Genomic DNA, 23801 nt, shown 5'->3' on the forward strand with positions numbered 1-23801 from the left:
GGCCGGCTTGCGCTGCAATGCGTGCGGGACTCCCGTGCCCGCGCAGGCGCCGATGCCGGCATCATGACATGCCTGTGACCCGGTGTCAGGGGGCAGCGAAATGGTCGAAGCTGGCACCCTCGTAGCGGGTCGGGTTGCCGGCGCGGTCGACCAGCCGCAGGCCCGGCTCGGGCGTGATCGCCCCGACGCGCGTCAGCGGCAGTGCCAGCCGCTCGGCGATGGCGGCAATGGCGTCACGCTGGCCAGCCGGCGCGGTGAAGCACAGCTCATAGTCGTCGCCGCCGGCCAGCACGCATTCACGCTGGATGGCGTCGGGCTGGCCAGCCAGCACTGCCGAGCGGGGCAGGGCGTCGACATCGACCAGCGCTCCCACCTGCGAACGCGTCAGGATATGACCGAGGTCACCGACCAGCCCGTCGGAGATATCCAGTGCCGCATGCGCCACGCCGCGCAAGGCCATGCCCAGCGCCACCCGCGGCGTGGGTGCGTCCATGCGCGGCCGGACCTGGGTGAATTCGGGTTCGGGCAGCAGCCATTCGCCGCGGCAGTCGCCCAGCGCCAGCCGCGCATCGCCCAGCGTTCCCGAGATCCAGATGTCGTCGCCCGGCCGCGCGGCGTCGCGGCGCAGCGCCGCGCGCAGCGGCACGTCGCCGAATACCGTCAGCGACAGCGTCAGCGGGCCGCGCGTGGTGTCGCCTCCGACCAGTTCGCAGCCGTGTTCGTCGGCCAGCGCCAGCATGCCTGCGGCAAGTTCCGCCAGCCACTCAGGCTCGGCCGCGGGGAGGGCCAGCGCCAGCGTGAAGGCGCGGGGCTCGGCGCCCATGGCGGCAAGGTCCGACAGGTTCACCGCCAGCGCCTTGTGGCCGAGCGCGCGCGGCGCCACGTCGGGGAAGAAATGTCGGCCGCTGACCAGCATGTCGGTGCTGATGGCGAGATGATGGCCGGGACGGCCCTCGATCAGGGCGCAGTCATCGCCCACGCCGAGCGCGGCCTTGCGCACCGGCCGCGTGAAGTAGCGGCGGATCAGGTCGAATTCGGAAAGCTGGGCGGGCTGGGCGTTGGGCATTGTTGAGCAGCTGCCGGGGCGGGCGGATGGGGTGACAGCGGTTTTCCAGGGGGATCGCTGGCGTTTGCCGGCAGATCCCGCAGCGGGCACGCGGCGTCAGCATGGGGCGCATCCAGCGTTTCAGCAAGATACTGCCGCACATCACAGCCATGACCGCCATGCGCTGCGCCGCTCAGGCGCGCGGACGCTACGCTTGCTGGTGTTGCCCCGGAGGATGGGGCATATTGTACCGAATCGCAAAGGTGCCCCAAGCAAAAGGCTTATTGTGAAATAGTTTTTCACTATATAAAATGCTGGGTTCCAAAGGAAGAGAAGGGCGGACGCGTGGAGCCGGTCCGCCGATCGTCCCCGCCTTGTCAATGACGGCTCCACCGATTGGAAGATGCGCCGATGACCAGCCCACAGTCCCCGTCCCAAGACGATCTGAAACAGCAGCAGCGCGAGGCGCTGCGCAAAGCGGCGCTCGAGTATCACGAGTTTCCCACCCCCGGCAAGATCTCGGTCACGCCGACCAAGCCGCTGTCGAACCAGCGCGACCTGGCCCTGGCATATTCGCCCGGCGTCGCCGCCGCTTGTGAAGAAATCGTTTCCGATCCGGCCAACTCGTTCCGCTACACCGCGCGCGGCAACCTGGTCGCGGTGATCACCAACGGCACCGCTGTGCTGGGCCTGGGCGACATTGGCGCCGCGGCCTCCAAGCCGGTGATGGAAGGCAAGGGCGGGCTGTTCAAGAAGTTTGCCGGTATCGACGTGTTCGATATCGAAATCGACGAGAAGGACCCGGAAAAGCTGGTCCAGATCATCGCCGCGCTCGAGCCCACCTTCGGCGGCATCAACCTGGAAGACATCAAGGCACCGGAGTGCTTCTACGTCGAGCGCAAGCTGCGCGAGAAGATGAAGATCCCCGTCTTCCATGACGACCAGCACGGCACCGCCATCGTGGTGGCCGCGGCCATCATTAACGGCCTGAAGGTGGTCGGCAAGGATATCGCCAAGGTCAAGCTGGTGGCCTCCGGCGCCGGCGCGGCCGCACTGGCTTGCCTCGACCTGCTGGTCGACATCGGCCTGCCGATCGAGAACATCTGGGTGACCGACCTGGCCGGCGTAGTCTATGAAGGCCGCACCGAGCTGATGGACCCGGAAAAGGCGCGTTTCTCGCAAAAGACCGACAAGCGCAAGCTGGGCGAAGTGATCGACGGCGCCGACATCTTCCTGGGCCTGTCCGCGGCGGGCGTGCTGAAGCAGGACATGGTCCAGCGCATGGCCGACAAGCCGCTGGTGCTGGCGCTGGCCAACCCGAATCCGGAAATCTCGCCGGAACTGGTCAAGGAAGTGCGTCCGGACGCGGTGATGGCCACCGGCCGTACCGACTACCCGAACCAGGTCAACAACGTCCTGTGCTTCCCGTTCATCTTCCGCGGGGCGCTGGACTGCGGCGCCACCACCATCACGCGCGAGATGGAGATCGCCGCTGCCAATGCGCTGGCCGAACTGGCGCGCCAGGAGCAGAGCGATATCGTCGCCACCGCCTACGGCATCCAGGACCTGTCGTTCGGCCCGGAATACCTGATCCCGAAGCCGTTCGATCCGCGCCTGATCGTCAAGGTGGCGCCGGCGGTGGCCGAAGCCGCGATGAAGTCCGGCGTGGCCGCGCGCCCGATCGAGGACATGGACGCGTACCGCCTGCAGCTGCAGCAGTTCGTGTACCACTCCGGCACGGTGATGAAGCCGATCTACGCCGCCGCGCGCAAGGTCGAGATGGACAAGAAGCGCATCGTCTTCGCCGAGGGCGAGGAAGAGCGCGTGCTGCGCGCGGTGCAGGTGATCGTCGACGAAAAGCTGGCCAACCCGATCCTGATCGGCCGTCCCGCCGTGCTGCAGCACCGCATCGAGCGCTTCGGCCTGCGCCTGCGCGCCGGCGTGGACTTCACCGTGGTCAACCCGGAACACGACGAGCGCTTCCGCGATTATTCCGACGCCTACTACCGCATGATGGCGCGCCAGGGCATCACGCCGCAGTATGCCAAGCTGGAAATGCGCCGCCGTACCACGCTGATCGGCGCGATGCTGGTGCACAAGGGCGAGGCCGACGGCATGATCTGCGGCACCGTCAGCAATACCGCGGCGCACCTGCGCTATATCGACCAGGTGCTGGGCGGTACCAACAAGGTCTATGCGGCGATGAATGGCCTGGTGCTGCCGGGTCGTCAGATCTTCCTGGTCGACACCCACGTCAACGTCGACCCGAGCGCCGAGGAACTGGCCGCGATCACGCTGATGGCCGCCGAAGAGCTGAAGCGCTTCGGTATCGAACCCAAGGTCGGCCTGCTGTCGCATTCGAACTTCGGCTCGTCCGAGGCGCCGTCGGCGCGCAAGATGCGCGAAACCCTGGCGATCCTGCGCGAGCAGGCGCCGGAGCTGGAGATCGACGGCGAGATGCACGGCGACTGCGCGCTCGACCAGAAGCTGCGCGACCAGCTGGTGCCGGACGGCACGCTCAAGGGCGAAGCCAACCTGCTGGTGTGCCCGAATATCGACGCGGCCAATATCTCGTACAACCTGCTCAAGGTTGCCGCGGGTAACAACGTCGCGATCGGGCCCATCCTGCTGGGCGTGAAGGCTCCTGTCCACATCCTGACGCCGTCGGCAACGGTGCGCCGCATCGTCAATATGACGTCGCTGGTGGTGGTCGACGCCGCCGCTAAGCGCTAAGCCGATTGTCTTGGCCCGAAGCGGGCCAAAGTGACGATAAGCCGGGTTCGCCCGGCTTTTTTTATCGCCCCGTGACGATGGTTAGTATGCGCACACATACGCTTAACATATTGAAACAATTGAAGAAATTGCGCTGCAACGGGGGCGGGATTGATTAATTGCGTGCATGCGCGTAACCTTACGCCTTTGATACAGGCGCTCGCCATGAGCGCCCCGGTGCGGCCGGCATTCCTTGCGCGACGCTTCACGCAGCGCAGGGGGCAGGCCAGGGTGGCCCGGACAGATCGTCTACCCAACCAGCGGCAGGCTCGATTTCCGGTTCAACCAAGACAAGCAACGTGGGTTTCCAAGTTTCTCCGATGCGGCACGCAACGCGCATGCTGGCCCGGTCCCTGACCGGCGCGGCGCTGGTGCTGGCCCTGGCGCAGCCGACGCTGGCGCGCCAGGCGCAGACCGAAGGGCTGGGAACCATTGCAGTGCAGCAGTTGCCCAACGAAGCGCGGCAGACCCTGGAGCGCATCGAAGCCGGCGGCCCGTTCCCGTATGACAAGGACGGCTCGCGATTCGGCAACTACGAACGCATCCTGCCGCTAAGAGAACGCGGTTATTACCGCGAATACACGGTCAAGAGCGCCAGGAGCCGGAACCGGGGAGCCAAGCGGATCGTCTGCGGCGGGGAACAGCGCGCTGCCAACGATTGTTACTACACGGAAGACCACTACAACAGCTTCAAACGGATACTCAAATGATGACTGACATTTTCGGACTGGGCGACGCCCTTGCCGCCCGCGAAGAGCGCGGCGCCGGAGATGGCTGGCAGCGGGCTCAGCAGCAGGCCCAGAACCTATACGACAACGTGCTGATGATGCCGAGCCAGGAGCTCATGCAAAAACTCCCGCCCGCGACCGCGCCCGTGGCCATGCCCGCCGGTCCCGGTTGGAACGACGGCACCAGCGAGGGGGCCATGAACCTGTTCAAGACGGTGCGTCCGAACATCGTCCAGTCGATCCGCGCCTTCCGCGTGCCGGAACTGGCCCAGGCCGCGGCCGATCTCGGCCAGCATTTCCTGTATGCCAATTGCGCGCATTGCGCGAGCAAGGCGGAGATCCTGGAAACCATCGCCACCTCGTTCACCTTCCCCAAGCATTTCGGCAAGAATTTCGATGCACTGGCCGACTGCCTCACCGACATGATCTACAAGGCCGGCCCGCAGCCGGGTTTCGTGATCGTGCTGGAGGGCCTGCCGATCGCGCAGAAATTCGACAAGGAAGCGCGCGAGGTGCTGCTCGACGTGTTCCGCGACGCCGCCGAGTTCTGGGGCGAGCGCAAGGTGCAGTTCCGCGTGTTCTACTCGTTCGCCTGACCGCGCCGGCAGCCGTTCCGCGGCATACGAGGTAAAAAGCCCGCTGATGCGGGCTTTTTGCTTGTCAGGGTCAGGTGCCGCGCTTATTCCTGCGCCGGCAGGTGGCCATGCGGCGTGAGCCGGTCGATCAGTTCCGGCAGGCCTTCGCTCAACTGCGCCGCCACATCGTCCTGCGACATGCCGGTGCTCTGCGCCAGCGACTGCAGCGCGCCGGTGTCGTTGAGCGCATCGCTCAGCGCCGACGGCGTGACCGGCTGGTTGGCGCCGCTGCCGATCCATGAGTCGACCTGTTCGCCCAGCCCCGCCTGCGCCAGGATCTGCTGCAGCGCGCCGATGCCGCCGGCGGCAGCGCCCAGCGCCTGGCTGTTGGCAGGCGCGCCGCCCTGGCCGCCCAACAGGCCGCCGAGCAGCGAGCCCAGGTCGAGGCCGCCGGTAGCGCCGCCCGGCGCGGTGCCAGCGCTGGCGCCGCCGCCGAGCATGCCGCCCAGCAGTCCGCCGAGGCTGCCCAATCCGCCCAGGCCATCATCGGCGGCGGCATCGCCGCCTTGCGCGCGGCTGCGCATGGCCAGCGTTGCCAGCAGGCCGAGCGCCATCATCAGCTTGGGGTCGAGCCCGCCGGCCTGGCCGCCCTGGCCGTTCTCTCCGCGCGCGCCGCCGAGCTGTCCGAGCACACCGCCCAGCACGCTATCGAGTAGTCCCATGGTCGACTCCTTTCAGTCAGGGTTGCAAGGTGACACAGGGCCGGGGTGGCCCCGTCGTCAGAATCCGCCCAGCAAGGCGTTCAGGGTTGCCAGGCACGCCAGCCCGGCGGTTTCCGTGCGCAGGATGCGCGGGCCGAGCGACACGCCGGTGAAACCGGCCTGCAGCGCGGCCTGTTCTTCTTCGGGGGCCAGGCCGCCTTCCGGGCCGATCAGCAAGGTGACGCCATCGGCCAGCAGCGCATCGCGTCGTTCTGCCACCAGCGCCGGCAGCGCTTGCGCGGCACGCGGCGACACCAGCAGCCGGGTCCCGCCGTTGCCGGACTGCGCCTCGCGCGCCAGCCACGTATCCAAGTTAGTGACCTCCGCCACCGCCGGCAAACGATTTCGGCCGCATTGCTCGCAGGCTGCCTGGACCAGCGCCTGCCAGTGCGCGTGGCGCTTCTGCGCGCGCTCGCCGGACAGGCGCACCACCGAGCGGCTGGCCTGCAGCGGCTGGATCGCCGCGACGCCGAGTTCGACGGCTTTCTCGATCAGCCAGTCCATTTTGTCGCCGCCGGCCAGCCCCTGCGCCAGCGTGACGCGGAAGGGCGGCTCGGCCTCGGCCGCGTCATGCGCGCCGATGCGCGCCAGCGCGTGGCGCTTGCCCAGTTCGACCAGCGTGGCGGCGTGGCTGCCGCCGCGGCCGTCGAACAGCGTGATGGCGTCGCCCGGCGCCAGGCGCAGCACCTGCGCGTGGCGCACCACCGGTTCGGGCAGCGGGAAATCGGACTCGGCGGCCAGCACGGTATCCGCGCCGCCGACAAAAAATCTTGGCGCCATCAGTTTTCCCGGCCCGCCTGGTTGCCTTGGGCCAGCGGCTTGCCGAAGCCCCAGCGGTAGCCGTCAGGATCCTCGACCATGCAGTAGCGGTCGCCCCAGAACTGGTCGGCCGGGGCCATCAGGCTGATCGCGCCGGCATCGACCGCGCGCTGGTGCATGGCGTCGACATCGTCGCAATAGACATAGAAGGTTTGCGGGCATTCCACGCCCAGCGAGCGCGGCGTGCGCGCGGTGCTGCCCCACGCGCCCTCGGGCGCGAACATCACCACCAGCTGCCCCTGGTAGTGCATTTCGGCGTGGGTGGGGACGCCGTTCTCGTCGACCACGTTGCCGGGAGTGAAGCCGAAGGCGCGGCCATAGAAGTCCAGCGCGGCGCGGCCATTGGCGACGGTCAGGTAGGGGGTGAGCCAGGGGGTGTTGGCCGGTCTGGTCATGATCGTCTCCTTGATCGTCTCCTGGTTGCGGGAAACCCGGCGCGGCGGCGTGCCGCGCGGTGCGAGAGTGCATCTTACGCGTGCCGCGCTACGCTGTCGAAGTGCCGCGCCACGTCCTCGCCAGGGCGCCGGGGTGAAGCATCAGGCATGCCGGGGCCCGGATAGTTCCGGCTGCCGGCATGCGGCGGTGCGGGCGGCCTGCGATGATCGCCCGGACTCGGCCAAGGGGTCGTCCGGGAGTCCGGAAAACCCCCTAGCTTCTGCTAAAATTGCGGTTTTCCTGCCGCCAAGGCTCACGCCGAATCCGCCCGCATGTCCGCCCTTGCCCATCCCGCCACAAGTCCCTTTGCTTCCCAGCCCGCCAAGCTGATGGCCGACGCCATCCGCGTGCTTGCCATGGACGCCGTCCAGCAGGCCAACTCCGGCCACCCCGGTGCGCCGATGGGCATGGCAGACATCGCCGTGGCGCTGTGGGGCCGGCATCTCAAGCACAACCCGAGCAACCCGCAGTGGGCCGACCGCGACCGCTTCGTGCTGTCCAACGGCCACGGCTCGATGCTGATCTACGCGCTGCTGCACCTGACCGGTTACGACCTGCCGGTCGAAGAGCTGAAGAACTTCCGCCAGCTGCACAGCAAGACCGCCGGCCACCCGGAATACGGCATCACCCCGGGCGTGGAAACCACCACCGGCCCGCTCGGCCAGGGCATCACCAACGCCGTCGGCATGGCGCTGGCCGAACGCCTGCTGGGCGAGGAATTCAACCGCCCTGGCTTCGACATCGTCGACCACTACACCTATGTGTTCCTGGGCGACGGCTGCCTGATGGAAGGCATCTCGCACGAGGCCTGCTCGCTGGCCGGCACGCTCAAGCTGAACAAGCTGATCGCGCTGTGGGATGACAACGGCATCTCGATCGACGGCGACGTGGTGCACTGGTTCAACGACGACACCCCGAAGCGCTTCGAAGCCTACGGCTGGAACGTGATCCGCGGCATCGACGGCCACGACGTGGTCGCGGTCGACAATGCCATCGCGCAGGCCAAGGCCAGCGACAAGCCGACCCTGATCTGCTGCCGCACCAAGATCGGCAAGGGCGCGCCCAACAAGGAAGGCGGCCACGACGTGCACGGCGCCCCGCTGGGCGGCGCCGAGGTGCTGGCCACGCGTGAGGCGCTGGGCTGGGCTCACGCCCCGTTCGAGGTGCCGGCCGAGGTCTACGACGCCTGGGACGCCAAGGCCAACGGCCAGGCGCTGGAGCGCGCCTGGAACGCGCTGTTCGAATCGTATGCCGAGCGCCACCCGTACGAGGCCGGCGAGTTCACCCGCCGCATGAAGGGCGAGCTGCCGGGCGCGTTCGACGCCGCGGTCGAAGCCTTTATCGCCAAGTGCGAGGAAAAGGCCGAGACCATCGCCACCCGCAAGGCCAGCCAGAACACCATCGAGGCCTTCGGCCCGGTGCTGCCCGAGTTCCTCGGCGGCTCGGCCGACCTGACCGGCTCGAACCTGACCAACTGGTCGGGCAGCAAGGCCGTGCGTGTGGATGCCTGGGGCAACCACATCAACTATGGCGTGCGCGAGTTCGGCATGAGCGCGATCATGAACGGCATCGCGCTGCATGGTGGCTACATCCCCTACGGCGCGACCTTCCTGACGTTCTCGGACTACAGCCGCAATGCGCTGCGCATGGCGGCGCTGATGAAGATCCGCTCGCTGTTCGTGTTCACCCATGACTCGATCGGCCTGGGCGAGGACGGCCCGACGCACCAGTCGATCGAGCACGTCGCCAGCCTGCGCCTGATCCCCAACCTGGACGTCTGGCGTACCGCCGACACCACCGAGACCGCCGTGGCCTGGGCCGAGGCGATCCGCCGCGAGAACGGCCCGAGCTGCCTGATCTTCAGCCGCCAGAACCTGCCGTTCCAGCAGCGCGACGACGCCACCCGCGCCAATATCGCGCGCGGCGGCTACGTGCTGCGCGACAGCGTGAATCCGAAGACTAACCGTCCGGACGCCGTGATCCTGGCGACCGGCTCGGAAGTCGGCCTGGCCGTCGGCGCCGCCGACGCACTGGCCGCCGAAGGCGTGCATGTGCGCGTGGTGTCGATTCCCGCGACCACCGTGTTCGACAAGCAGGACACCGCCTACAAGGCCAGCGTGCTGCCGGCCGGCGTGCCGCGCGTGGCGGTCGAGGCGGGCGTGACGGACTTCTGGTGGAAATACCAGGTCCAGGCGGTGGTGGGCATCGACACCTTTGGTGAATCGGCCCCGGCCGGCGTGCTGTTCAAGCACTTCGGCTTTACCGTCGAGAACGTGGTCCGTACGGTGAAGGACACCCTTATCTAAGCATCCGGGCGCTGGAGCCGCGCGGTGCGCCGCGCGGCAGACGCGGCGCCCACCGGTTTCAATCGATCCTCAGGAGAGACAGTCATGACCATCAAGATCGGCATCAACGGCTTCGGCCGCATCGGGCGCATGGTGTTCCGCGCCGCCGTCGCCAACTTCAAGGACATCGAAGTCGTTGGCATCAACGACCTGCTCGAGCCCGACTACCTGGCGTACATGCTGAAGTACGACTCGGTGCATGGCCGCTTTGACGGCGAAGTGTCGGTCGACGGCAATACCCTGGTCGTCAACGGCAAGAAGATCCGCCTGACCGCGGTCAAGGATCCGGCCGAGCTGAAGTGGGGCGAGATCGGCGCCGACGTGGTGGTCGAGTCCACCGGCATCTTCCTGACCAAGGAAGGCGCGCAGAAGCACATCGACGCGGGCGCCAAGAAGGTGATCATGTCGGCCCCGTCCAAGGACGACACCCCGATGTTCGTGTACGGCGTCAACCACGACACCTACAAGGGCGAGGCCATCATCTCCAACGCCAGCTGCACCACCAACTGCCTGGCCCCGGTGGCCAAGGTGCTGAACGACAAGTGGGGCATCAAGCGCGGCCTGATGACCACCGTGCACGCCGCCACCGCCACGCAGAAGACCGTCGACGGCCCGTCCAACAAGGACTGGCGCGGTGGCCGCGGCATCCTGGAAAACATCATCCCGTCGTCGACCGGCGCCGCCAAGGCCGTGGGCGTGGTGATCCCGCAGCTGAACAAGAAGCTGACCGGCATGTCGTTCCGCGTGCCGACCTCCGACGTGTCGGTGGTCGACCTGACCGTCGAGCTGGAAAAGTCGGCGTCGTACGAAGAAATCTGCGCCGAGATGAAGGCCCAGAGCCAGGGTGCGCTGAAGGGCGTGCTGGGCTATACCGAAGACAAGGTCGTCGCCACGGACTTCCGCGGCGATGCCCGCACCTCGATCTTCGACGCCGAAGCCGGCATCGCGCTGGACGGCACCTTCATCAAGGTCGTGAGCTGGTACGACAACGAGTGGGGCTACTCGAACAAGGTGCTGGAAATGGCCCGCGTGGTGGCCAAGTAATCCGCGCCTTCCGCGCCAGGAAAACGCGCCCGCGGGCGCGTTTTTCTTTTTTCAGGCAGGATGCTGGTCTGCTGCCGCCACTGAAATAGTTGCGTCAGAAAAGAATGATAAAAGTGGAACCCTAAGGTCGAGGATAGCCAAGGCGAAGTGCCGGTTGCGCCGCCGCCAATGTACGCATCTACGATCAATTGCGGCAAAATCGCGCAATTTTTCGCAGTTATGCCATGGGCGACCGTTTCAGAAATGCCGAATTTGCTTTCCGAGCCTGATTTTTCCTCTTACACTATTAAGACGCTGTTGAAATCTGATGTGCAGCCAGTGCAAGTGGTGGGGCCATCTTAGCTGTGAAAAATCTGACCGGGGGCCTGATCATGGTGAACGTAGACACAAAGCTTCTAGTGATCTTCACCGAGCTGCTGAGCAAGCGTAATGCCACCTACGTGGCTGAGAAGATGCACATGACCGCGCCGGCGGTCTCGCATTCGCTGGGCAGGCTGCGCGAAATCTTTGACGATCCACTCTTTATCCGCGTCCCGCACGGGCTGACGCCGACGCCGCGCGCGCTCGAGCTGGGCCCCAAGATCCGCGACATGCTGGACCTGTGGTCGTCGATCAACGAGGGCGACGCGGACAACTTCGATCCGGCCACTGCCACCGGCACGCTGAGCATCGGCTTTGCCGCGGAACTGGGCGACACGGTGTTCAACCGTTTCGTGCTGCGTATCAAGGCGCTGGCGCCGGACCTGCATATCAAGCTGGTCGAGTCCCATTCGTGGGAAACCGACGTGGCGTCGATGCGCGCCAATGAACTCGACCTGGCATTCTCGCCGTTCCCGACCCGCCATCCGGAAATCGTCGAGGAAATGGTGACGTCGCTGAACCTGTGGGTGTGCGCGCGCAAGGACCATCCGGTGCTGAAAGGGCACTGCACGCTCGAGCAATACCTGGACTGCGGCCATATCTTCATGGCGCACTCCGGCGGCTCGGGCCGACCGGCACCGTCGCTGATCCCGCTCGACTATGCACTGCAGCAGCGCGGCCTGAAGCGCAACGCCTCGCTGACGGTGCATTCGTGGCGCGCGCAGGCCGAACTGGCCTCGCAGACGGACATGATCTTCACCGTCAATGCGCTGACCAAGGACATGGCCTGCGAAACCTACGGCCTGAAGGCCTTCCCGCTGCCGGCGGAGCTGAACACCACGCTCGGCCTGAACATGTTCTGGCACCGCAGCCGCAACACCCACCCGATGCTGGTGTGGGCGCGTGGCCTGTTCCGCCAGGTGGTGGGCGAGTTCGTCGGCCTGCCGCAAGCACGCCCGGCCCGGGTGGTGAGCGATCAAGACTTGCAGGACCTGCAGGCACGCTGACCTGCGGCGGCAAGCCCCCAACAAAAAACCGGCGCCTGGCGCCGGTTTTTTGTTGCTCCGTCTGCGCTCCGCCAAGGGAGCGAGCGGTTGCTTATCGTTTGGGTCTGTGGGGACAGTTTGTTTTGGTGCAGTTGCCGTACAGCGACAACGCGTGTTCCTGCAGGGTAAAGCCGCGCTCGCGCGCAATGCTTTGCTGGCGCTGCTCGATCTCGGAATCGAAGAATTCCTCGACCCGGCCGCAATCCAGGCACACCAGGTGATCGTGGTGCTTGCCTTCATTGAGCTCGAAGATGGCCTTGCCGGACTCGAAGTTGTTGCGCGACAGCAGGCCGGCCTGCTCGAACTGGGTCAGCACGCGGTAGACGGTGGCCAGGCCGATATCCATATGCTCGTTGAGCAGGATGCGGTAGACGTCTTCCGCGCTCAGGTGACGCTGTTCGCTGGTCTGAAAAATTTCAAGAATCTTCAGCCTGGGCACGGTCGCCTTCAGGCCGATATTCTTGAGGTCCGCCGGACTCGGCATGTGGGTGACTCCCTAGAGTACAATGTCTGGATAGTTGAATCATAAGGGTTTTGGCAGCAAAAGTCGCTCGTGCCGACGATGTCCTGAGGTCGGCGTCGCGTGCCCGGCAAGCTTTGCCGACCCATGTGGTTGCGGCGGCAGATGCCATCCGCTCGTGTGGTGCAATCGGCGCATTTTGCGCCGTTTTCATGCCCGCGCAGCCCGTTCTCTGCCGCATTACTTTTCTTTCCCTCCGGAAACGAGATCCATGCGTTCTATCCGTTCGTCCGCCATGCGTCCGACGCTGGTTGTCTCCCTGCTGGCCGCGGCCCTGCTGGCCGGCGCCTGCTCGGCCTACGATTCCACTTCGCGCAAGGTAGCCAACGCCATCACGCCGTACCGGATCAACATCGTGCAGGGCAATTTCGTCTCGCGCGAGGCCGCTTCGCAGCTGCGCGAGGGCATGACCCGCGACCAGGTCAAGTTCCTGCTCGGCACGCCGCTGCTGACCGACGTGTTCCACGCCAACCGCTGGGATTATGTGTTTTCGTTCCGCCGCGGCAATACCTCGGTGGTGCAGCAGCGCCGCTACACGGTGTTCTTCGACGGCGATCGCCTGGCCAAGTTTGGCGGCGACGAACTGCCGTCCGAGTACGAGCTGATCGCCGAGATCGACGGCATGAAGAAGGCGCTCAAGGAACAGACGCCGGGCAAGATCTCCACCAGCGCAGCCGCGGCCCCGGCCCCGGCCGAGCAGCAGACCACGGTCGAGAATTTTGTGCCGCGGCAGGCGCAGCAGCCGGAAGCGTCCGGCGCTCCCGCACAACCGGCCCAGCCCGCCGCCGAAGCGTCGGCTCCGGCCCAGGCCACCGCGCCTGCGGACGCGGCCAAACCAGCCGCCAACTGATCGATCAATCACGCGCGCCGGCTTCGGCGCGCTGCCGGTTTTCCGGGCCGGCCAGGCATGGCCGGCTCGTTCCTCTTTCGCGCACCGCGCATATTCCGCAGAGCCAGACACCATGAACATCGCCATCGCAGGCGCATCGGGCCGCATGGGCCGCATGCTGATCGAACAAGTGCTGAACACCGAGGGCGTGAAGCTGTCGGGCGCGCTCGACGTGCCGGGCTCGCCGGCGCTGGGCCAGGATGCGGGCATGTTCCTGGGCCGCGACACCGGCGTGGCGATCACGGCGGACCTGGAAGCCGGCCTGGCGGGCGCGGACTGCCTGATCGACTTCACCCGTCCGGAAGGCACGCTGGCGCACCTGGCCGCGGCGAAGAAGCTGGGCGTCAAGATGGTGGTCGGCACCACCGGCTTCGACGAGGCCGGCAAGGCCGCGCTGGCCGAGGCCGCCAAATCGATCGGGATCGTCTTTGCGGCCAATTTCAGCGTCGGCGTCAATGCCACCTTCAAGCTGCTGGAAGTGGCGGCCAAACTGCTGTCGAGCGGCTATGACATCGAGGTGATCGAGGCCCACCACCGCTTCAAGGTCGACGCCCCGTCGGGCACCGCGCTGAAAATGGGCGAAGTGATCGCCGATGCGCTGGGCCGCGACCTGAAGACCTGCGGCGTGTTCGCTCGCGAAGGCCATACCGGCGAGCGCGATCCCGGGTCGATCGGCTTTGCCACCATCCGCGGCGGCGATATCGTCGGCGACCACACCGTGATGTTCGCCGGCATCGGCGAGCGCATCGAGATCAGCCACAAGTCGTCGAGCCGCCAGTCGTATGCCGACGGCGCGGTGCGCTCGGCCCGTTTCCTGGCCGACAAGCCGACCGGGCTGTTCGACATGCAGGACGTGCTGGGCCTGAAGTAAGGCCGCCGGGGGCGGCCAGCGCTGCCGCCACGGTTATAATCGATTGCTTTAGCATTGCACGCCGGGCGGGCGCCCACACTGGCGCCCGCCGCTTTCCTTCGAACGAATCTTCCCGGATGCCGGCAGGCCAGTTGCCGCGCAGACGCTGTCCTGACTGCTGTCCCGACCATGCAAGACAAATACCTTCCTTCCGCCGTTGAACAAGCCGCCCAGCAGCACTGGCAAGCCATCGACGCCTATCGCGTGTCGGAGCATGCGGCCGGGCCCGACGGCAAGGAAAAGCCCAAGTTCTACGCCTGCTCGATGCTGCCGTACCCGTCGGGCAAGCTGCACATGGGCCACGTGCGCAACTACACCATCAACGACGTGATGGCGCGCTACCTGCGCATGAACGGCAACAACGTGCTGATGCCGATGGGCTGGGACGCGTTCGGCATGCCGGCGGAAAACGCCGCGCTGAACAACGGCGTGGCGCCGGCCGCCTGGACCTACGACAACATCGCTTACATGAAGAAGCAGATGCAGTCGATGGGCCTGGCGATCGACTGGTCGCGCGAGGTGGCCACCTGCAGCCCGGACTACTACCGCTGGAACCAGTGGCTGTTCCTGAAGATGCTGGAGAAGGGCATCGCCTACCGCAAGACCGGCACCGTCAACTGGGACCCGGTCGACCAGACCGTGCTGGCCAACGAGCAGGTCATCGACGGCCGCGGGTGGCGCTCGGGCGCGGTGGTCGAAAAGCGCGAGATCCCGATGTACTACCTGCGCATCACCGACTATGCGCAGGAGCTGCTGGGCGACCTGGACCAGCTGGGCTGGCCCGAGCGCGTCAAGGTGATGCAGCAGAACTGGATCGGCAAGAGCGTGGGTGTGCGCTTCGCCTTCACCCATGACATCCCGGGCGAAGACGGCAAGCCGATCAACGACGGCAAGCTCTATGTCTTCACCACGCGCGCCGACACCATCATGGGCGTGACCTTCTGCGCGGTCGCCGCCGAGCACCCGCTGGCCACGCACGCCGCGCTGAACAACTCGGAACTGGCCGCGTTCATCGACGAATGCAAGCACGGCTCGGTCATGGAAGCCGACATGGCGACCATGGAGAAGAAGGGCATGCCGACCGGCCTGCAGGTGGTGCATCCGCTCACCGGCGACAAGGTCGACGTGTGGGTCGGCAACTACGTGCTGATGAGCTACGGCGACGGCGCCGTGATGGGCGTGCCCGCGCACGACGAGCGCGACTTCGCCTTCGCCAACAAGTACAAGCTGCCGATCAGGCAGGTGATCGACGTCAAGGGCCAGCCGTACTCGACCGAAGCCTGGCAGGAGTGGTACGCCGACAAGGAAAACGGCACCTGCGTCCACAGCGGCAAGTACGACGGCCTCGGCTACCAGGCCGCGGTGGAAGCCATTGCCGCCGACCTGGGCGCGATGGGCCTGGGCGAGAAGAAGACCACCTGGCGCCTGCGCGACTGGGGCATCTCGCGCCAGCGCTACTGGGGCACGCCGATCCCGCTGATCCACTGCGACAGCTGCGGCGTGGTGCCGGTGCCCGAGCAGGACCTGCCGGTGGTGCTGCCCGAAGACCTGGTGCCGGACGGCACCGGCAACCCGCTGGCCAAGGACCCGCGCTTCCTGCAGTGCACCTGCCCGTCGTGCGGCAAGCCCGCGCGCCGCGAGACCGACACGATGGATACCTTCATCGATTCGTGCTGGTACTACATGCGCTATACCTGCCCGGACGCGGCCACCATGGTCGATGCCCGCAACGACTACTGGATGCCGATGGACCAGTACATCGGCGGCATCGAGCACGCGATCCTGCACCTGCTGTACGCGCGCTTCTGGACCAAGGTCATGCGCGACCTGGGCCTGGTCAAGTTCGACGAGCCGTTCACCAACCTGCTGACCCAGGGCATGGTGCTCAACGAGACCTACTACCGCGAAGACGCGTCGGGCAAGAAGCACTGGTACAACCCGGCCGAGGTCGACCTGCAGACCGACGAGCGCGGCCGCCCGGTGGGCGCCACCCTGATCGCCGACGGCCAGCCGGTGGTGATCGGCGGGGTCGAGAAGATGTCGAAGTCCAAGAACAACGGCATCGACCCGCAGGCGCTGATCGACCAGTACGGCGCCGACACCGCGCGCCTGTTCGTGATGTTTGCCGCGCCGCCCGAGCAGCAGCTCGAGTGGAGCGGTTCGGGCGTGGAGGGTGCGTCGCGCTTCCTGCGCCGCGTGTGGAACTATGGCTATGCCAATGCCGCCGCGATCCGCGACGGTGCCGCCGGCGCGCCGGGGGCGGACGATGCCGAGCTGCGCCGCGAAATCCACGGCGTGCTCAAGCAGGCCAACTACGACTACCAGCGCATCCAGTACAACACCGTGGTGTCCGCCACCATGAAGATGCTGAACGCGCTGGACGACGCCAAGACCGCGTCGCCGGCGGCGCGCCGCGAGTGCTTCGGCATCCTGTTGCGCGTGCTGTACCCGGTGGTGCCGCACATCACCCACGGCCTGTGGGAGCAGCTGGGCTATGCCGCCGAGGCCGGCGACCTGCTCGACGCCCCGTGGCCGCAGGTCGATGAAGCCGCGCTGGTGCGCAGCGAGATCGAACTGGTGCTGCAGATCAACGGCAAGGTGCGCGGCAGCATCACCGTGCCCGCCGACGCCGACCGCGCCGCGATCGAGGCCGCGGCCGCCGCCAGCGACACCGTGGCCAAGTTTGCCGAAGGCAAGGCGCCCAAGAAGATCGTGGTGGTGCCTGGCCGCCTGGTCAACGTGGTGCTTTGACAGCGCCGTCCGCCCGCCGGAACCTGACAAAGGAATCGCCAACCATGAAGCGACTGAACCTGGGACGCCGCAAGCTGCTCGCGGCCCTGCTGGCAGTGCCGGCCACGGGCTTGCTGGCCGGCTGCGGCTTCCATCTGCGCGGCAACTCGGACTTCGCCTTCAAGCGGCTGTATATCGGCATCCCGCCCAACTCGCTGATGGGCGCGGACCTGCGCCGCGCCATCCGCGGCGGCTCGGACACCCAGGTGGTGGCCGACCAGAAAGAAGCCGACGCGCTGCTGGACGTGCTGCAGGACACCCGCACCAAGTCCATCCTGTCGATTACGACCGAGGGCGTGGTGCGCGAATACCGCCTGACCCAGCGCTTCACCTTCCGCCTGCGCGACCCCGCCGGCAAGGAACTGATCGCGCCGTCGCAACTGGTGCTGACGCGCGACCTGACCTACAACGAAGCCAATACGCTGGCCAAGGACTACGAAGAGCAGCAGCTGTACCGCGACATGCAGCGCGACATCGTGCAGCAGCTGATGCGCCGGCTGGCCGCCGTCAAGGCGATCTGAGCGCGCGGGCAGGCTGACGGCATGCAGCTTAAGCTCGACGGGCTCGACGCGCACCTGCGCCAGGCCAAGGCCAAGGGGCTGGCGCCGCTGTACGTGGTGCATGGCGACGAGCACCTGCTGGTACTGGAAGCGGTTGACCGCCTGCGCGCGGCGGCGCGCGAAGCCGGTTTCTCCGAACGCGAGGTGCTGGTGGCCGAGCGCGGCTTCCACTGGGGGCGGCTGGTCGAGGCGCAGCAGTCGATGTCGCTGTTCGGCGACCGCAAGATCGTCGAGCTGCGCATCCCCTCGGGCAAGCCCGGCAAGGACGGTGGCGAGGCGCTGCGCGCCGTGGCCGCGCAGCCGTCGCCCGACGTGGTGATGCTGGTGACGCTGCCGCGACTGGATTTTGCCGCGTCCAAGTCAGCCTGGTTCCAGGCGCTGGAAGGCGCCGGCGTGTCGATCAAGGTCGACAGCGTGGACCGGACCCGCTTGCCGGCGTGGGTCGGCGAGCGGCTGGCGCTGCAGCAGCAGCGCGTGCAGGGCGGTGAGCCCGGACGGCGCGCATTGCAGTTCATTGCCGACAAGGTCGAGGGCAACCTGCTGGCGGCGCACCAGGAAATCCAGAAGCTGGGCCTGCTGTACCCGCCCGGCGAACTAAGCTTCGACCAGGTCCACGACGCGGTGCTGAACGTGGCCCGCTACGATGTCTTCAAGCTGTCGGAATCGATGCTCTCGGGCGACGTGCCGCGGCTGGTGCGCATGCTCGAAGGGCTGCGCGGCGAGGGCGAGGCCACGGTGCTGGTGCTGTGGGCGCTGACCGAGGAAATTCGCGTATTATCCAAGGTCCGGCAAGGGCTGGCGGCCGGCAAGCCGGCGGGCGTGCTGATGCGCGAACTGCGCGTCTGGGGCCCGCGCGAGCGGCTGGTGCCGCAGGCCGCGCAGCGCCTGTCGCAGCCACGGCTGGAAGCAGCCCTGGCGCTGGCCGCGCGGCTGGACCGCCAGGTCAAAGGCCTGCAGGATTTGCCGCCGCCAGGCGCCGCGCCGCTGCCGGCCGAGCCGTGGGACGGCTTGCAGCAGCTGGCGCTGATGATTGCGCGCTGAGGGGTTGGATCCCTGACGGTTTGCTCCCCTCTCCCAACTGCGGGAGAGGGGCCGGGGGAGAGGGCAGGCGGTGGTGAGGGCGACAACGCCCGTTGATGCACCGGCCCTCTCCCCCAACCCCTCTCCCGCGCGCGGGAGAGGGGAGGAACACACACACTGACGGCCAATCCCCAGGGCCACTGAAATGACCGAGCTCGACCTCAACCAATACATGGACCGCGTCGGCCGCCAGGCCCGCGCCGCGTCGCGCGCGATGGCGCGTGCTTCCACCGCCGACAAGAACCGTGCGCTGCTGACCATTGCCGCGGCAATCCGCCGCGATGCCGACAAGCTCAAGGCCGTCAACGCGCGCGACGTCGAGCGCGCCCGCGCCAACGGCCAGGACGCCGCCTTCGTCGACCGCCTGACGCTGTCGGACAAGGCCATCGACACCATGGCCGCAGGCCTGGAGCAGATCGCCGCGCTGGCCGACCCGATCGGCGAGATCTCGAACATGAAGTTCCGTCCGACCGGCATCCAGGTGGGCCAGATGCGCGTACCGCTGGGCGTGATCGGCATCATCTATGAGTCGCGCCCCAACGTGACCATCGACGCCGCCGCGCTGTGCCTGAAGTCGGGCAACGCCACCATCCTGCGCGGCGGGTCCGAGGCGATCGAATCCAACACCGCGCTGGCCGCGCTGGTGGCCGAGGGCCTGTCCGCGGCCGGCCTGCCGTCCGAGGCGGTGCAGGTGATCGAGACCACCGACCGCGCCGCGGTCGGCCGCCTGATCACCATGACCGAGTATGTCGACGTGATCGTGCCGCGCGGCGGCAAGAGCCTGATCGCGCGGCTGATGGAAGAGGCGCGGGTGCCGATGATCAAGCATCTGGACGGCATCTGCCACGTCTATATCGACGCCGAAGCCGACCTGGACAAGGCCGTGCGCGTCTGCGACAACGCCAAGACCCAGCGCTATGCGCCGTGCAACACCATGGAGACGCTGCTGGTGTCGCGGGACATCGCCGCCGCGGCGCTGCCGCCGCTGTGCCGCATCTACCAGCAGAAGGGCGTCGAGCTGCGCGTGTGCCCGGCCACCCGCGCCACGCTGGAAGCGGCAGGCTTCGGCGGCCTGGTCGATGCCACCGAGGAAGACTGGCGCCTGGAATACCTGGCACCGATCCTGGCCATCAAGACCGTCGCTGGCCTCGATGAAGCCATCGCGCATATCAACGAATACGGCTCGCACCATACCGACTCGATCATCACCGAGAACTACTCGGCGGGCATGCGCTTTATCCGCGAGGTCGATTCGGCCAGCGTGATGATCAATGCCTCGACCCGCTTCGCCGATGGCTTCGAGTACGGCTTGGGCGCGGAGATCGGCATCTCCAACGACAAGCTGCACGCGCGCGGCCCGGTCGGGCTGGAGGGGCTGACCTCGCTCAAGTACGTGGTGTTCGGGCACGGCGAGATCCGGACCTGATGTCGGAGCTGAAGCCGGCCCGCCAACAACAATAACCATCGCAAGCCAAGGTCTGTCCGCCGATGCTCTGGGTCAAAGCGCTGCATATCGTCTTCGTCGTTTCGTGGTTCGCCGGCTTGTTCTACCTGCCGCGCATCTTCGTCAACCTGGCGATGGAAACCGATGCCGCCAGCACCGAGCGCCTGCTGCTGATGGGGCGCAAGCTGTTCCGCTTCATGACCATGCTGGCGGTGCCCGCGGTGGTATTCGGTCTGTGGCTGTACCTGGGCTATGGCATCGGCCGCGGCACAGGGCAGGGGTGGATGCATGCCAAGCTGGCGCTGGTGCTGGTGCTGATCGGTTACCACCACGGCTGCGGCGTGCTGTTGCGCAAGTTCGAGGCGGGGCGCAACGCGCGTTCGCACAAGTTCTATCGCTGGTTCAACGAGCTGCCGGTGCTGGTGCTGCTGGCAGTGGTGATCCTGGTCGTGGTCAAGCCGTTCTGAGGCTGGCCTCTTTTACATTGCTGCCTGTTCCGTTGCGGAAACCAAGATGAGCAAGCTGATCGACTATTACCTGACGCCGCAATCGCCGTACGTCTACATGGGCCATGCCCGTTTCAGCGACATCGCCGCGCGCCACGGCGCGCAGGTGAACCTGAAGCCGTGCGACCTCGGCAAAGTGTTCTCGGTCTCGGGCGGGCTGCCGCTGGCGCAGCGCCCGCCGCAGCGGCAGGCCTACCGGCTGGTCGAGCTCAGGCGCTGGAGCGCGTTCCTGAACATCCCGCTGAACGTCGAGCCGACGTTCTTTCCGGTGTCCGGCGACGCCGCCAGCAAGCTGATCATTGCGGCGCAACTGGCGCACGGCACCGCGCGCGCGATGGCACTGACCGGCGCGATCGGCGCGGCGGTGTGGGCGCAGCAGCGCAATATTGCCGATGCCGCCACGCTGGCGCAGATCGCCGACGAGGCCGGCCTCGATGGCGCCGGCCTGCTCAAGGCCAGCGAGGCCCAGTCGGTGCAGGCCGCCTATGCGCAGAACACGCAGGATGCGATCTCTGCCGGCGTGTTCGGCGCGCCGTGGTACGTGTTCGACGGCGAACCGTTCTGGGGCCAGGACCGCCTCGACTTTCTCGACCGCGCACTGGCCGCGGCCTGACCTAAGCTACTGATATTTCCCCGTCCGCCACGGCGGACGTTTTTGTTTGCAGGAATCCCTCTCATGACCCAAGCCTTCTTTGCCCCTTGCCCGCGCGGCCTGGAGAGCGCGCTCGCCGAAGAGCTGCGCGAGATCGCCGCGATGCCGGGCATGGCCACGCTGGCACCCTTCGCGGTGCACCAGGAAGTGCCGGGCGGCGTCAACTTCTCGGGCGAGATGGCTGCCGCCTATGCGGTCAACCTGCATTCACGCATTGCCAGCCGGGTGCTGATGCGCGTGGCCGCGCGCGGCTACCGGCACGAGGACGACATCTACACGCTGGCGCGCGGGGTGCGCTGGGAGCAGTGGTTCTCGCCCGACGAGTCGCTGCGCGTGGACATTACGTCGCACAAGTCGCCGCTGCGCAGCCTCAATTTCACCGCGCTGCGGGTCAAGGACGGCGTCTGCGATGCCATGCGCGAGCGGCTGGGCGCCCGGCCGAGCGTCGACACCGTCAGCCCGGATGTGCGCATCTACGCCCACCTGACCGAGCGCGACTGCACGCTGTACCTCGACACCAGCGGCGAGCCGCTGTTCAAGCGCGGCTGGCGTACCGAGAAAGGCGAGGCCCCGCTGAAGGAAAACCTCGCGGCCGGCATCCTGCGCCTCGCGGGCTGGGTTCCGGGCCAGACCTTCCGGCCTTTCTACGACCCGATGTGCGGCAGCGGCACCTTCCTGGTCGAGGCCGCGCAGGTGGCGCTGGGCATCGCGCCGGGCGGCAGCCGCAGCTTTGCCTTCGAATGGCTCAAGGGCATGGACACCAAGGCCTGGCAGAAGCTGAAGGCGGACGCGCAGCGCGCGCGCATGCTGGCTTCGGCCGATGAGCTGCAGGTGGTCGGTTCGGACATCTCCACCGACATGCTGGCGATCACGCGCGCCAACTGGGAACGCGCCGGCCTGCCGGGCGAGGCGCGCACCAAGCAGGTCGACGCGCGCTTCGTGCAGCCGCCCTATGACGAGCCGGGCCTGCTGCTGATGAATCCGCCGTATGGCGAGCGTATCGCGGTGCGCGGACAGCGCCGCGCGCCGGAAGACGAACAGCCGCGCGACGAGGTCGAAGAGGCCGCCGCCAACCAGTTCGCCAGCGCCTTTGCCACCACCCTGAAGCAGCATTTCGCGGGCTGGCAGGCGTGGGTGTTCACCGGCGACCTGGGCTTCCCGCGCCGGCTGCGGCTGAAGGAATCGCGCCGCACGCCGCTCTACAACGGCAATATCGAGTGCCGGCTGTTCCGTTTCGACATGGTGCGCGGCGCCAACCGGGCGCCGCAGGCGGACTGACCCCGCCTGCGCAGCGGTGCTGTGGCGTCAGGGGCGCTTGCGCCCCGTCAGCGCATCCGGATTGCGGCTGAAGTCCGCCAGGAAGCTCTGCAGGCTGACCACCGGCTCCTGCAGCAGGTGGCGCGGCAGGTCGAACAGCGCGTAGAAGAATTCTTCCCGGCCTTCGCAGCGCTCGGCCGGCAGGCAGTATTGTTCCCAATCGACGCAGGCCGGCGTGTACATGCCGTTGCCGGGCCAGAAGAAGGGCACCAGCCGGCCCTCGCGCAGGCCTTCGATCAGCGCGGCGGGGGCATCGTAGGCCTCGGCCGACTCCACCTGCGTCATCAGCCCGGCGCGGGTCTCGATCACCATCAGGGTGGCGTGGCCCTGTGCGGTCAGCAGCAGGATGCCGGCGGGATTGGGGTACAGGTAGTACTCGACAAAGCCGTAGCGCGCGGTCAGCTGGCGCATGCGCTCGGTCATGGCCGGATCGGACAGGAACGAGAACGAATGCCGCGTCAGCAGCTCGCGCAGCGTGCGCGACAGCGTGGCGAAGTACGCCTGCTGCATCGCTTCGATTTCCTGGTCGAGCCGCTCCACCATATTGCTGTCGTGCTTCTTCACATAGCGATCGATCAGCCCGTGGTTGAAGCCCTGCACCGCGATGCTTTCATCGGCGGTGCCGGTCAACAGGATGGTCTTGCACGGCAGGTCCTGCAGCGCCTGGCAGAACTCCAGGCCGTCCATCTGCGGCATCGAATAGTCGACCACCACCACGCCGGGCTGCAGGAAGCGGTTGACGTCGTGGATCTGGCGGTAGATGCGGTCGATGTCGAGCTGGACCGTGCGGCGCTCGGTCAGGAAGGTCAGGTCGTCGTGGGTCACGCGCACCGGCAGGAACCCCGGGAAGCGGGTGGCGTAGGCTTCTCGGATCCACTGCAGCGCCTCGCGCGGGTCGGTGAAGGTGATCACCCCGCGCGCGGCATCCATCTGGAACGCCAGGCTGTCGATGAAGGACTTGCTGTCATCCACAAGGACAGTCAGGACCGGGTGATGGAAGACCGACAGATTCCTGTCGTGCGGATTGAAGGTCATGGAGCGGCGGGCAGGGGTTGGCACAGGCGTGGCGCAAGTGGCAAGCCAGCGTGCGTATTCGCAGGCCAGTATAGCGCGCCACGGCTGCCTTGCAAGGCACGCCTTGCGGCCTGGGCCGCCTGCGGCAGGGCAGGAAGGGGGGGCGGCCCTTGTCCCAGCAGGGCCGGC

21 protein-coding genes are annotated in these 23801 nt (G+C 66.9%); 15 read left to right on the forward strand and 6 right to left on the reverse strand.

Annotation, left to right across the window (positions count from 1 at the left end; all coding sequences use genetic code 11):
- Positions 1-85: 85 nt before the first annotated feature.
- A complete protein-coding gene (gene thiL, locus C7416_RS12020) occupies positions 86-1066 on the reverse strand; it encodes a thiamine-phosphate kinase (RefSeq protein ID WP_111519172.1) in 981 nt (326 codons plus the stop codon).
- Positions 1067-1456: 390 nt separating this feature from the next.
- On the opposite strand from thiL, the gene C7416_RS12025 reads away from it, so the two are divergent.
- The 3 genes from C7416_RS12025 to C7416_RS12035 all read left to right on the forward strand — a co-directional run bounded on the left by C7416_RS12025 (position 1457) and on the right by C7416_RS12035 (position 5141).
- A complete protein-coding gene (locus C7416_RS12025; protein ID WP_111519173.1) occupies positions 1457-3778 on the forward strand; it encodes an NADP-dependent malic enzyme in 2322 nt (773 codons plus the stop codon).
- 377 nt (positions 3779-4155) lie between these two features.
- Positions 4156-4527, forward strand: a complete 372-nt coding sequence (locus tag C7416_RS12030) for a guanyl-specific ribonuclease (protein WP_111519510.1) — start codon at positions 4156-4158, stop codon at positions 4525-4527.
- The gene (locus tag C7416_RS12035; protein WP_018006331.1) at positions 4524-5141 is read left to right on the forward strand and encodes a barstar family protein; all 618 of its coding nucleotides are present in this window, start codon (positions 4524-4526) and stop codon (positions 5139-5141) included. The genes C7416_RS12030 and C7416_RS12035 overlap by 4 nt, the downstream gene beginning before the upstream one ends.
- A gap of 83 nt (positions 5142-5224) precedes the next feature.
- Here the strand turns inward: C7416_RS12035 and C7416_RS12040 are convergent, their stop codons facing one another.
- Genes C7416_RS12040 through C7416_RS12050 form a run of 3 tightly spaced genes read right to left on the reverse strand, consistent with a single transcriptional unit; the run spans position 5225 to position 7095 of the window.
- Positions 5225-5842, reverse strand: a complete 618-nt coding sequence (locus C7416_RS12040) for a YidB family protein (protein WP_111519174.1) — start codon at positions 5840-5842, stop codon at positions 5225-5227.
- A 57-nt stretch (positions 5843-5899) separates the two neighbouring features.
- Positions 5900-6661 (reverse strand): 16S rRNA (uracil(1498)-N(3))-methyltransferase, encoded by a 762-nt coding sequence (locus C7416_RS12045; protein WP_111519175.1) that lies wholly within the window; start codon positions 6659-6661, stop codon positions 5900-5902.
- The gene (locus tag C7416_RS12050; RefSeq protein ID WP_111519176.1) at positions 6661-7095 is read right to left on the reverse strand and encodes a VOC family protein; all 435 of its coding nucleotides are present in this window, start codon (positions 7093-7095) and stop codon (positions 6661-6663) included. Before C7416_RS12050 ends, C7416_RS12045 begins: the two co-directional genes overlap by 1 nt.
- A 312-nt stretch (positions 7096-7407) precedes the next feature.
- Here C7416_RS12050 and tkt point away from each other — a divergent pair, with 312 nt between their 5' ends.
- The 3 genes from tkt to C7416_RS12065 all read left to right on the forward strand — a co-directional run bounded on the left by tkt (position 7408) and on the right by C7416_RS12065 (position 11891).
- Positions 7408-9441 (forward strand): transketolase, encoded by a 2034-nt coding sequence (gene tkt / locus C7416_RS12055; protein ID WP_181461223.1) that lies wholly within the window; start codon positions 7408-7410, stop codon positions 9439-9441.
- 84 nt (positions 9442-9525) lie between these two features.
- Entirely contained in the window at positions 9526-10524 is a 999-nt protein-coding gene (gap, locus tag C7416_RS12060; protein WP_062801710.1) for a type I glyceraldehyde-3-phosphate dehydrogenase, read from the forward strand.
- A 371-nt stretch (positions 10525-10895) separates the two neighbouring features.
- Positions 10896-11891 carry a LysR family transcriptional regulator gene (locus tag C7416_RS12065; protein ID WP_062802249.1) on the forward strand — a complete coding sequence of 332 codons (996 nt, stop codon included), beginning with the start codon at positions 10896-10898 and terminating at the stop codon, positions 11889-11891.
- Positions 11892-11982: 91 nt separating this feature from the next.
- Here C7416_RS12065 and fur read toward each other — a convergent pair whose 3' ends face one another.
- Positions 11983-12414 carry a ferric iron uptake transcriptional regulator gene (gene fur / locus C7416_RS12070; RefSeq protein ID WP_012353845.1) on the reverse strand — a complete coding sequence of 144 codons (432 nt, stop codon included), beginning with the start codon at positions 12412-12414 and terminating at the stop codon, positions 11983-11985.
- A 247-nt stretch (positions 12415-12661) separates the two neighbouring features.
- Here fur and C7416_RS12075 point away from each other — a divergent pair, with 247 nt between their 5' ends.
- From C7416_RS12075 to C7416_RS12115, 9 genes are all read left to right on the forward strand, one after another.
- Complete coding sequence (locus C7416_RS12075; RefSeq protein ID WP_111519178.1) at positions 12662-13300, forward strand: outer membrane protein assembly factor BamE; 639 nt, start codon at positions 12662-12664, stop codon at positions 13298-13300.
- A gap of 112 nt (positions 13301-13412) precedes the next feature.
- Complete coding sequence (gene dapB, locus C7416_RS12080) at positions 13413-14210, forward strand: 4-hydroxy-tetrahydrodipicolinate reductase (RefSeq protein ID WP_111519179.1); 798 nt, start codon at positions 13413-13415, stop codon at positions 14208-14210.
- Between the two features lie 168 nt (positions 14211-14378).
- Entirely contained in the window at positions 14379-17000 is a 2622-nt protein-coding gene (leuS, locus tag C7416_RS12085) for a leucine--tRNA ligase (RefSeq protein WP_111519180.1), read from the forward strand.
- A 44-nt stretch (positions 17001-17044) separates the two neighbouring features.
- Positions 17045-17560 carry an LPS-assembly lipoprotein LptE gene (locus C7416_RS12090; protein WP_062801706.1) on the forward strand — a complete coding sequence of 172 codons (516 nt, stop codon included), beginning with the start codon at positions 17045-17047 and terminating at the stop codon, positions 17558-17560.
- 21 nt (positions 17561-17581) lie between these two features.
- Positions 17582-18640, forward strand: a complete 1059-nt coding sequence (gene holA / locus C7416_RS12095; protein ID WP_111519181.1) for a DNA polymerase III subunit delta — start codon at positions 17582-17584, stop codon at positions 18638-18640.
- A 184-nt stretch (positions 18641-18824) separates the two neighbouring features.
- Complete coding sequence (locus C7416_RS12100; RefSeq protein WP_111519182.1) at positions 18825-20105, forward strand: glutamate-5-semialdehyde dehydrogenase; 1281 nt, start codon at positions 18825-18827, stop codon at positions 20103-20105.
- A gap of 62 nt (positions 20106-20167) precedes the next feature.
- Entirely contained in the window at positions 20168-20590 is a 423-nt protein-coding gene (locus C7416_RS12105; protein WP_018006344.1) for a CopD family protein, read from the forward strand.
- A 46-nt stretch (positions 20591-20636) separates the two neighbouring features.
- The gene (locus C7416_RS12110; RefSeq protein WP_111519183.1) at positions 20637-21242 is read left to right on the forward strand and encodes a 2-hydroxychromene-2-carboxylate isomerase; all 606 of its coding nucleotides are present in this window, start codon (positions 20637-20639) and stop codon (positions 21240-21242) included.
- Between the two features lie 63 nt (positions 21243-21305).
- Positions 21306-22559, forward strand: a complete 1254-nt coding sequence (locus C7416_RS12115) for a THUMP domain-containing class I SAM-dependent RNA methyltransferase (protein WP_111519184.1) — start codon at positions 21306-21308, stop codon at positions 22557-22559.
- A gap of 27 nt (positions 22560-22586) precedes the next feature.
- Here the strand turns inward: C7416_RS12115 and C7416_RS12120 are convergent, their stop codons facing one another.
- Entirely contained in the window at positions 22587-23633 is a 1047-nt protein-coding gene (locus tag C7416_RS12120) for a response regulator (protein ID WP_111519185.1), read from the reverse strand.
- Between the last annotated feature and the right edge of the window lie 168 nt (positions 23634-23801).

The organism is Cupriavidus phytorum (genome assembly GCF_003254285.1).
Taxonomy (GTDB): domain Bacteria; phylum Pseudomonadota; class Gammaproteobacteria; order Burkholderiales; family Burkholderiaceae; genus Cupriavidus; species Cupriavidus phytorum.

What these genes read in the sequence shown, in the direction of transcription:
- gap (WP_062801710.1), top strand. Translation starts at nt 9,526, where the DNA reads ATGACCATCAAGATCGGCATCAACGGCTTCGGCCGCATCGGGCGCATG.
- C7416_RS12105 (WP_018006344.1), top strand. Translation starts at nt 20,168, where the DNA reads ATGCTCTGGGTCAAAGCGCTGCATATCGTCTTCGTCGTTTCGTGGTTC.
- C7416_RS12100 (WP_111519182.1), top strand. Translation starts at nt 18,825, where the DNA reads ATGACCGAGCTCGACCTCAACCAATACATGGACCGCGTCGGCCGCCAG.
- C7416_RS12120 (WP_111519185.1), bottom strand. Translation starts at nt 23,633, where the DNA reads ATGACCTTCAATCCGCACGACAGGAATCTGTCGGTCTTCCATCACCCG.
- C7416_RS12115 (WP_111519184.1), top strand. Translation starts at nt 21,306, where the DNA reads ATGACCCAAGCCTTCTTTGCCCCTTGCCCGCGCGGCCTGGAGAGCGCG.
- C7416_RS12110 (WP_111519183.1), top strand. Translation starts at nt 20,637, where the DNA reads ATGAGCAAGCTGATCGACTATTACCTGACGCCGCAATCGCCGTACGTC.
- C7416_RS12030 (WP_111519510.1), top strand. Translation starts at nt 4,156, where the DNA reads ATGCTGGCCCGGTCCCTGACCGGCGCGGCGCTGGTGCTGGCCCTGGCG.
- thiL (WP_111519172.1), bottom strand. Translation starts at nt 1,066, where the DNA reads ATGCCCAACGCCCAGCCCGCCCAGCTTTCCGAATTCGACCTGATCCGC.
- C7416_RS12040 (WP_111519174.1), bottom strand. Translation starts at nt 5,842, where the DNA reads ATGGGACTACTCGATAGCGTGCTGGGCGGTGTGCTCGGACAGCTCGGC.
- holA (WP_111519181.1), top strand. Translation starts at nt 17,582, where the DNA reads ATGCAGCTTAAGCTCGACGGGCTCGACGCGCACCTGCGCCAGGCCAAG.
- C7416_RS12090 (WP_062801706.1), top strand. Translation starts at nt 17,045, where the DNA reads ATGAAGCGACTGAACCTGGGACGCCGCAAGCTGCTCGCGGCCCTGCTG.
- C7416_RS12035 (WP_018006331.1), top strand. Translation starts at nt 4,524, where the DNA reads ATGATGACTGACATTTTCGGACTGGGCGACGCCCTTGCCGCCCGCGAA.
- fur (WP_012353845.1), bottom strand. Translation starts at nt 12,414, where the DNA reads ATGCCGAGTCCGGCGGACCTCAAGAATATCGGCCTGAAGGCGACCGTG.
- dapB (WP_111519179.1), top strand. Translation starts at nt 13,413, where the DNA reads ATGAACATCGCCATCGCAGGCGCATCGGGCCGCATGGGCCGCATGCTG.
- C7416_RS12075 (WP_111519178.1), top strand. Translation starts at nt 12,662, where the DNA reads ATGCGTTCTATCCGTTCGTCCGCCATGCGTCCGACGCTGGTTGTCTCC.
- C7416_RS12065 (WP_062802249.1), top strand. Translation starts at nt 10,896, where the DNA reads ATGGTGAACGTAGACACAAAGCTTCTAGTGATCTTCACCGAGCTGCTG.
- C7416_RS12050 (WP_111519176.1), bottom strand. Translation starts at nt 7,095, where the DNA reads ATGACCAGACCGGCCAACACCCCCTGGCTCACCCCCTACCTGACCGTC.
- C7416_RS12045 (WP_111519175.1), bottom strand. Translation starts at nt 6,661, where the DNA reads ATGGCGCCAAGATTTTTTGTCGGCGGCGCGGATACCGTGCTGGCCGCC.
- tkt (WP_181461223.1), top strand. Translation starts at nt 7,408, where the DNA reads ATGTCCGCCCTTGCCCATCCCGCCACAAGTCCCTTTGCTTCCCAGCCC.
- C7416_RS12025 (WP_111519173.1), top strand. Translation starts at nt 1,457, where the DNA reads ATGACCAGCCCACAGTCCCCGTCCCAAGACGATCTGAAACAGCAGCAG.
- leuS (WP_111519180.1), top strand. Translation starts at nt 14,379, where the DNA reads ATGCAAGACAAATACCTTCCTTCCGCCGTTGAACAAGCCGCCCAGCAG.